Origin of the sequence: Bifidobacterium felsineum (genome assembly GCF_002802915.1) — a bacterium.
GTDB lineage: Bacteria > Actinomycetota > Actinomycetes > Actinomycetales > Bifidobacteriaceae > Bifidobacterium > Bifidobacterium felsineum.
In genome coordinates, this window is record NZ_PEBJ01000002.1 from 216802 (window position 1) to 225166 (window position 8365).

At 55.1% G+C, this 8365-nt stretch carries 8 protein-coding genes and 3 tRNA genes; 7 read left to right on the forward strand and 4 right to left on the reverse strand.

Going from position 1 to position 8365, the window contains the following annotated elements; genetic code table 11:
- Positions 1-15: 15 nt before the first annotated feature.
- The 3 genes from CSQ86_RS04485 to CSQ86_RS04495 form a co-directional block, all read right to left on the reverse strand.
- Complete coding sequence (locus CSQ86_RS04485) at positions 16-1014, reverse strand: carbohydrate ABC transporter permease (RefSeq protein ID WP_165773747.1); 999 nt, start codon at positions 1012-1014, stop codon at positions 16-18.
- A 58-nt stretch (positions 1015-1072) separates the two neighbouring features.
- Positions 1073-2023, reverse strand: coding sequence for a carbohydrate ABC transporter permease (locus CSQ86_RS04490; protein ID WP_243387673.1), 951 nt, complete (start codon positions 2021-2023; stop codon positions 1073-1075).
- Positions 2024-2206: 183 nt separating this feature from the next.
- Positions 2207-3523: an ABC transporter substrate-binding protein gene (locus CSQ86_RS04495; RefSeq protein WP_100493929.1), complete on the reverse strand. Its 1317-nt coding sequence runs from the start codon at positions 3521-3523 to the stop codon at positions 2207-2209.
- A gap of 291 nt (positions 3524-3814) precedes the next feature.
- Between CSQ86_RS04495 and CSQ86_RS04500 the strand changes: the two genes are divergently transcribed.
- The gene (locus CSQ86_RS04500) at positions 3815-4759 is read left to right on the forward strand and encodes an AraC family transcriptional regulator (protein ID WP_100493930.1); all 945 of its coding nucleotides are present in this window, start codon (positions 3815-3817) and stop codon (positions 4757-4759) included.
- 50 nt (positions 4760-4809) lie between these two features.
- Here the strand turns inward: CSQ86_RS04500 and CSQ86_RS04505 are convergent, their stop codons facing one another.
- Positions 4810-5682: a LysR family transcriptional regulator gene (locus CSQ86_RS04505; protein WP_100493931.1), complete on the reverse strand. Its 873-nt coding sequence runs from the start codon at positions 5680-5682 to the stop codon at positions 4810-4812.
- 169 nt (positions 5683-5851) lie between these two features.
- On the opposite strand from CSQ86_RS04505, the gene CSQ86_RS04510 reads away from it, so the two are divergent.
- The 6 genes from CSQ86_RS04510 to CSQ86_RS04535 all read left to right on the forward strand — a co-directional run bounded on the left by CSQ86_RS04510 (position 5852) and on the right by CSQ86_RS04535 (position 8365).
- Positions 5852-6712, forward strand: a complete 861-nt coding sequence (locus CSQ86_RS04510) for an AzlC family ABC transporter permease (RefSeq protein ID WP_243387615.1) — start codon at positions 5852-5854, stop codon at positions 6710-6712.
- On the forward strand, positions 6712-7047 hold the full coding sequence (locus CSQ86_RS04515) for a branched-chain amino acid transporter permease (protein ID WP_100493932.1): 336 nt from the start codon (positions 6712-6714) through the stop codon (positions 7045-7047). Before CSQ86_RS04510 ends, CSQ86_RS04515 begins: the two co-directional genes overlap by 1 nt.
- Positions 7048-7094: 47 nt before the next feature.
- Entirely contained in the window at positions 7095-7904 is an 810-nt protein-coding gene (locus tag CSQ86_RS04520) for a PhzF family phenazine biosynthesis protein (protein WP_207761553.1), read from the forward strand.
- Between the two features lie 153 nt (positions 7905-8057).
- Positions 8058-8130, forward strand: a tRNA-Asn gene (locus CSQ86_RS04525).
- A 43-nt stretch (positions 8131-8173) separates the two neighbouring features.
- Positions 8174-8246: transfer RNA gene (locus CSQ86_RS04530), tRNA-Asn, on the forward strand.
- Between the two features lie 43 nt (positions 8247-8289).
- Positions 8290-8365, forward strand: a tRNA-Asn gene (locus CSQ86_RS04535).

The following is an 8365-nucleotide window of genomic DNA, read 5'->3' on the forward strand; positions in this document are numbered from 1 at the left end:
CGGCGCTAGAATCTTTTATTCCTTGACGGCGCCTGCGGCGAGGCCGGATTGCCAGTACTTCTGCAGGCACAGGAAGGCGATCACCAAGGGGATGATCGTGATCAGGGAGCCGGTGATCACCAGGTTCTGGATCGCCTGGCCGCCGGCCGTGCTGGCTTGGTCCTTCCACTGGTTCAGGCCGATGGTCAACGGATACCAGTCGGCGTCCTTCAGCATGATCAACGGCAGGAAGTAGTTGTTCCACGTTGCCACGATCGTGAACAGGGCGGTGGTCACGATGCCGGGGGCCAAGAGGGGCAGGCTGATGGTCCAGAACGTGCGGAACTCGGACGCGCCGTCCACGCGCGCCGCCTCCAGGAGTTCGGTGGGCACGGCCTGCTCGCTGAAGATCCACATCAAGTAGAGGCCGAACGGGCTGATCAGCGACGGGATGATCATGGCCCACGGCGTGTTCGTCAATCCGAGCTTGGCGAACAGGAGGAACTGCGGGACCGCCAGGGCGATGCCCGGCACGCTGATGGAGCCGATGATCACCGCGAACACGGCCTTGCGGCCCGGGAAACGGAACTTCGCCAACGCGTAGCCGCCCATGATCGCCAGGAGGGTCGCGCCGCCGGCGCCGACGACCACGTAGATCAGCGTGTTGACCAGCCAACGGCCGAAGATCCCGTTCTGATACGTGAACACGGTGGCGATGTTGTCCCACAGGGCGAACGTCTTGCCGAAGCCCAAACCGAACGTGCTGGTGAAGTCGGCCTGGGTCTTGGTGGCGTTGATCGCCAGGTAGACGAACGGGAACAGGCAGTAGACGGCGAAGATCGCGCACAGGATCGTCATCAGGGTCGAGCGGCGCGGGTTGTTCACGTTCGCGAACCCGGCCTTCTCGCTGCGCTTCCTCTCGGCCGCCTCGTCACGGGCGATCCTCTTCTGACGCTCCCTCTCGGCCCTCCTGGCCGCCTTCTCCTGAGCCCTCAACTCCGCCTCAGTCAAACGGGCACTCGTTGCTGCACTCATCAGATACGCTCCTTCACAATCACAGTCTCAGTCATTCCATCAATCAACGTCAGGCGCGTCACTTCATCTGCTCCTTCATGCTGTTGAGCTGGACCGCGTAGGCGATGGCCATGGTGATCACGGCCATGACGATGGCCAGGGCCGCGGCGTAGTTCGACTGGTTACCGGAGAAGCTCAGGTTGTACGCGTACATGTTCGGCGTGTAATACGTGGTGATCGCATTGCCCGGCACCATGTTCTGCAAAATGGAAGGCTCATTGAACAGCTGGAACGAACCGATGATCGAGAAGATCACCGTGATCGCCAGCGACCCCTTCAACTCCGGCAGCTTGATCGACTTGACGATCTGCCACTCGGAAGCGCCATCGATCGAAGCCGCCTCATACAGGGAATGCGGGATCGTGGAAAGGGAGCTGTAGAAGATCAGCATGTTATAGCCAACGAATTCCCATGTCACTATGTTGCCGATAGAGATCAGCAGCACCGAGGGGACCATGACGTCAAGATTCGTGCCGAATAGGTCGTTGAAGCTTCTCACCAGGCCATATTTGGCGCCATACATGAATCCCCAGATCAGGGTGGAGACCACGGCCGGCACCGCGTACGGCAGGAACGTGGAAATGCGGAAGAACTTCGTGCCATGCAGTTTCATCGAATCGATGGCCAACGCCATCGCGGCCGCGAGGAACAGCATGATCGGCACCTGCACCACTGTGAACAAAGCCACACGACCCACCGAGCTCCAGAATTGCATGTCACTCATCAGTTTTGCGTAGTTGTCGAATCCGACGAACTTAGTGCCACCGATCATCTGCTTTTTGAAGAAACTGATGTACACCGCATATACGATTGGGATGATGAACACGAACACGAACACCGCGGCGAATGGCCACATGAACTTCCATCCACGCCAATCCGCCTTATGCTTGTTGTCTCTTGCCGTCTTGGAATGCTGATTTATTGTCTTGAAAGAGATAGCTGATGATGTAGCGGTCTTGCCCGATATCATTGGTTGTGCGGAGATTATCTGCGGTGACATGCTTGCTTCTTCCTTAAGGATTGGGAATCGTTCAGTGCCTGGTCCGTGTCTGCGGAGGGGCATCAAACATACAAAGAGCGGGGATACTGGGGCAGCATCCCCGCTCATAATCGATTGATATCTATGAACCAAGTATTGCTATATCGCCATGAATCACTGGTTGCTGACGGTATATCCCTGATCGGTGCCGTAATCGGCCAGGGTCTTCGCGTACTTGGCAAGCGCATCCTTCAACGTCGTCTTACCTTGGAATGCTGGAACCACGTCGTCTCCGTACTTGGACTGGGCGAAGGAGTTGTATGGCAGATACTGGAACTTGCTTACCTTGCGTTCCGCAGCCTCGGCAAGTACCTTGTTGACTTCCTGCCTGCCAAAGTACTCATTCTTTTCGGATTGGAAGGAAGGATCCTCGAGCAGCTTTTTTGTGGCCGGGAACGTACCATGATCCGCCATAACCTTGGCGCCGTCACCGTGGGTCAGGAACTCCGCAAACTTGTAGGCGGCGGCGGTGTTCTTGGACTGTGCTGTGATGGCGAGAGAAGATCCTCCGTCCTCGGAAGAGGCCTCTTCGCCATCAGTCCATTGAGGCAACTGTGCGACTCGCCAGTTACCTTTGCCTGCGGCGGCACCGGTCTCAAGATCGGTGGGCATCCAGGCGCCGATGCTCAGCGTTGCAGTGGTGCCATCGCCGAGCGAGCGATACCAGTCATCGGACCAGTTGGTGATCTTCGGATTGATGAGATCCTCATCGATGAGCTTCTGCTGGAATGCAACATATTGTTGCAGTCCCTTGTCGTTCATGTTGATGGTGATGTTCTCGCCGTCGACTTTGAATGGTTGCGCTCCGGCCTGCCATGCCTGGGCGAGGAACGGCTGGTAATCGATACTGTTGGTGATGTAATAATCGCCACCAAGTGCGCGCACCTTCTTGGCGGCCTCGTAATAGTCGTCCCAGGTCTTTATGGATTCGCCGTCTACGCCTGCTTTGTCGAATGTGGCCTTGTTGTAGAAGAACACTTCCGGGCTGGAGTCGATTGGTAAGGCGTAGGGCTTACCCTCCTGCAGCATCTTAGCCCACGGGCCGGCTGCGAAATCGTCTGCGAACTTATCGGCGCCAAACTGCGAAAGATCAATGACGCTACCATCCACCACGAATTGTGGCACAGTGGCATCTTCGAGCATGATGACATCGGGGGCACCCTTGCCGGCGGCTATGGCGTTCTGCAGTGCGGTGGCCGTGTCAGCGGCGGTACCGGTGCTGCTGTACTTGACAGTGATGTTCGGATTGGCCTTCTCAAAGGCGTCGATGGTCTCCTTGATGCCGTTGCCCCAGCCCCAGAACACAATCTCGCCTTTGGCGTTCGCAGTATCGGTATCCACCTTGGCTGTGCTGCTATTGCCGCATGCGGCAAGTCCTACAAGTGTAGTGATGGCCGCCATTGCCGCAACTGCCTTTTTCGCATTACGCATTATGCGTCTCCTTCTGTACCTTCCGTAAAGACCGTTCTTTACGGGCGTTGCTCGGGTACGTACCGTTTGGTACACCGCCGTACCAACGTCTCAAACGATATACCGCTGTACCAATGAGGACAAAATCCCTTAAAACGCCTGATTTTGCAACGTTTTTCCGACTTTTTCTCTATGCGATAAGGCTTCAAAAAAACGACATATATCACATATAAACCGACAATAGGTGATATCCTTCAGGCAGGAATAATCATCTAGCACCGGTCCGCAAATATCTGTGGAATTTGAAAGGTCTTGGTTACGCAACGTTTTACTCTGCACAGGCGCCACGTCGTTCCCGCCATTATTCATCCAGTTGAAAAGGACGTCATTTCTGAGGAGTCGACGTTATTGATCACTGCTCCATCCTCCGACGCACGGAGTAATTTGCTTGTTCCGTTGCGCATAGGACGGTTCGCCTACACGTCAGAGTTCCGCCTCGAACGGCAGCGGTTCGACAGTTTTCTGTTGGGGGTCGTGACTGAAGGTACGCTTCATGCGACGATTTGGGATGATGGGGAGGCTTTGCGATATGACGTGCACCCGGGTGATGTCTTTTTGTTCGACACCTATCGTCGGCATGAGGGAAGCACAAGTGCCATAACCAGAACCAGCATGATTCATTTCGACGGCATTTCCGCGCGCATGTACTACGAGTGTATCGTTGCCGCGGCGGGCAATGTATTTCCTCTCGGCAACATTTCGTACATGGAAAATGCCGTCGATATGCTGATGGATGCCTACACGCAGAACAGTCCGCAGTCGGACATCATCGGAGCTCGCATACTCACCGATCTATTGACCGATTTGGCGCTTCTCCCTACATTTCACGGTAATGACGATCTACTAGCGGTTAGGGAAAGCGTCAGGTTCATTGATGGGCATTTTGCTGAGCGAATCACCGTTTCCGCGCTTGCTCAGCGTGCGATGATGAGCGAGCGTCAGTATCTGCGCAAATTCAGAACAGTGACTGGTGCCACACCATATGCGTATCTTGTCGCACGCAGAATCGATGAGGCGAAACGCCTGCTGCTTTCGTCATTCATGCCGGTTCAGGAAGTGGCTCATGCTGTGGGGTATCCCAATGCCAACGCGTTCGCCTCGGCATTTAGAAGCAGAACCGGCGTGACACCAATTGACTTCCGCGGCAACGCGAAGTCTGGCCTCGCGCTCGATCGGCGCGGCGGGTCAGCGTGCTGATTGAGCGCGGTGCAAAAATGTATGTACGGGCCGGAATAGCTCCTTGTGACTCAGGGCAGCGTTTCGATATTGCGCTGAATGTGCTCGACAAACCGTCGGGAAGCGAGTGGCAGACGATTCCAATCAGCATAAGCGATGGCCATGGTCCGTTGCACTGGTGGATCAGTGGGCTTGAGCGCAAGTCGGTAATTAGTGCGGTGCAAAATGAGCTCGGCGAGAATGCTCACGCCCAGTCCGGCCTCGACCATGGTCATGATGGAGTAGTCATCGTGGATTCGTAGTCGGACGTTCGGCTTGAGTCCCACGGATGCGAATGCTTCCAATGGTTCCGAATAATGACCTTCCTCAAGCAAAATCATCGGTTCGCGCGCAAGAGCCTTCAACGGCACGCAGTCGAGTTGGGCGAGCGGATGATCGAGGGGGAGCACGGCGAGCATTTCACCTTGTTTGATGGTGATGGTCTTGACTTCACGCGAAGCGGCAGGATTGATGAATCCGAAGTCGATGGTGCCGTTGTGGATCCATTCTTGGATGGTGGTGTAGTCGCCTTGGTGGAGCGTGAATCGTACGTTCGGATAACGCTGCTGGAAGCTACTGATCAAGCCGGGTAACCAGTGGGCCGAAATGCTGGCGATGGTACCCATGCGAATCACGCCGGTGTCGAGCCCGAGTATCTCGGCGGTCTTTTCTCTGATGCGCAACCCGTCTTCGACATACCGTTCGATAAGCGGGTAGAGTTGTCGGCTTTCCTCGGTGAGTGTGCAGCCATTGCGTTGGCGGTTGATGAGTGTGATGCCGAGTTCTTTTTCCAGCGAGGAGATCATTTGACTGATGGCGGATTGGCTGCAGTGCAGCTCATCCGCGGCCGCTGAAAAACTGCCATATTCGACGATGTGCTGCAAGGCGAGATACCGATTATCCATAGAGTATAAGAATACCTTATGAATGTATAAGATATTCTTGTTTTACTTATCGTACTTAGTACGCTTACAATTCCTGCCATCGTTCGCTCGGAAGATGCGCGGACGGTTGGGAGGAAAGCGCATCGTGAATGTTGGCATGGAACCACATAGGGAAGCAGCAGTGCTAGCCGTGGCGTTCAAGGCCGCGCTTCCCTTAACTTCGCCGATTGCAGTAGGATTCCTGTTCCTTGGCGGCTCATACGGGTTGCTTGCACACGCCAAGGGATTCTCGCTGTGGTATCCGCTCGCCATGGCGTTCTTCATTTTCGCGGGGTCCATGGAATTCATCACCATCAACCTTCTGCTTTCCGCATTTGCGCCGGTGTCTGCGTTCCTGCTCACGCTCATGGTCAATGCCCGTCATCTGTTCTATGGGCTGTCGATGCTGGGTAGGTTCCGCGGGCTCGGCTGGAAGAAGCCTTATCTGATTTTCACGATGATCGATGAGACGTTCGCCATCAATTCCAGTACACAAGTGCCGCTAGGGGTGGATCGTGGATGGTTTATGATGTTCGTCTCGATGCTCAGCCGTGCATATTGGCTCGGTGGAACTACTTTGGGCTGGCTGGTCGGCGGTCTACTGCCGTTCAGTACTCACGGTATCGAATTCGTGCTTACTGCGCTGTTCCTTTCAATTTTTCTTGATCAATGGATGGGAGAGAAGCATGGGGAAGGGGCTTCGGCAACTGTTGATTCCGCCTCTTCCGACTTGCGTGAAGGTGGGAATTCGTCGTTACGGGTTCGGTCTCCGGAACCTGTTGGTGCATCGTTGATGCCGGATTCTGTTCGCCGCCATCTGCTGGCGCTTATCGGTGTGATGGTCTCGGCGACATGTTTGATGATGTTCGGCCCGGAACGATTTATGATTCCGGCCATGGGCGGAATGTTGGCGCTGTTTCTGGTATTGCGAACATGGCTGGATGTCTCGGCAAGTGGTGTCGGTCCGGACGAAGGCTTGCATTCCGGGGATATACAGGAGAAGAGTGTCTGATGACCATGGCTGTTTGGCAGGCCGTTGTCACCATCGGCGTGGTGTCACTGGGCACTCTGATTACTCGGTTCTTGCCGTTCATCGTATTTCCCGACTCAAAGCAGCCGCCGCAAACCATCGAATATCTTGGCCGAGTGCTGCCATATGCGATGACTGGTCTGTTAGTCGTGTACTCGTTGAAGGACATGACGCTGTTTGTCGGTGCGCACGGCGTTCCCGAGGTCATATCGGTTCTCGCGATCGTGGTGTTGCACTGGTGGAAGCGTGACATGCTGCTGTCTATCGCCGGGGGCACGGTGCTGTACATGGTGCTTGTGCAGCTGGTGTTCGTGTGAGGATCTGGATATCGGATGTCAGGTGGAAAAATGAGAGGAATATTGTTGTGGCAATAAAACAGTATGTGGTGGATGCTTTCACTGATGAGGTGTTCAAGGGGAATCCTGCGGCGGTATGTTTGCCGGAAGCGTGGCCATCCGATGAACTGATGACGCATATCGCTTTGGAGAACCGGTTCTCCGAAACCGCGTTTATCGTGCGTGAGCCGCAAGGCTACCATCTGCGATGGTTTACGCCCGGCGGTGAGATTGACCTCTGCGGCCATGCCACGCTGGCCTCGGCCTATGTGGTCATGCATTTTGTGGAGCCGGATGCTGACGAAGTGGTATTCCATACGCTCAGTGGCGACTTGACGGTGACTCGTCGGCAGGATGCGATTGGCGGTGAGGTATTCGTCATGGACTTCCCAGCTTATGATTTGGAGCCGGTGTCGGTTACTGATGCCATGGAGCGAGCCTTGGGCGTGCGACCTGTTGAGGCGTGGCTCGGCCGTGACTTATTGTGCGTGCTGGATGATGAGCAAACTGTGCGCAATCTTCATCCCGATATGGCGGCGCTGCGCAAGCTCGACGGACTGCTCGTGAACGTCACCGCCAAAGCCGACTCAGATACGGGTTTTGACTGCGTGTCCCGTTCCTTTGCTCCGAAGCTCAACGTTGTAGAAGACCCCGTTTGCGGGTCTGGGCACTGTCATGTTCTACCTTACTGGAGTCGTCGTCTTGGCAAAACCCATCTCACCGCATACCAAGCGTCCCGGCGTGGCGGTGTCATCCACGCTTCCGTCGGCATGGGCCGTGTCAATCTGGGCGGGAGCGCCGCATTGTTTTCCATTGGGGAGATATTGCCCGGTGCCTGATGCGTTTCATTCAGATAAGTTGGTGATTTACGGGGAACTCTGATTCCGCGAAATTCCGCGCGACATGCCTACATGCGTGTAATTTGCATTATTATGAAATGCATGTAAGATATGTGACTTGTGCGCGAGAGAAATCTCAAACACAACAGCCATTCCTGCGTAGCTCAGTTGGCAGAGCATCCGACTGTTAATCGGACGGTCGCTGGTTCAAGCCCAGCCGCAGGAGCTCACCTGATTGGGTAACTCCGGTTGGGATGAAAATTGAATATTCCTGCGTAGCTCAGTTGGCAGAGCATCCGACTGTTAATCGGACGGTCGCTGGTTCAAGCCCAGCCGCAGGAGCTCACCTGATTGGGTAACTCCGGTTGGGATGAAAATTGAATATTCCTGCGTAGCTCAGTTGGCAGAGCATCCGACTGTTAATCGGACGGTCGCTGGTTCAAGCCCAGCCGCAGGAGCCA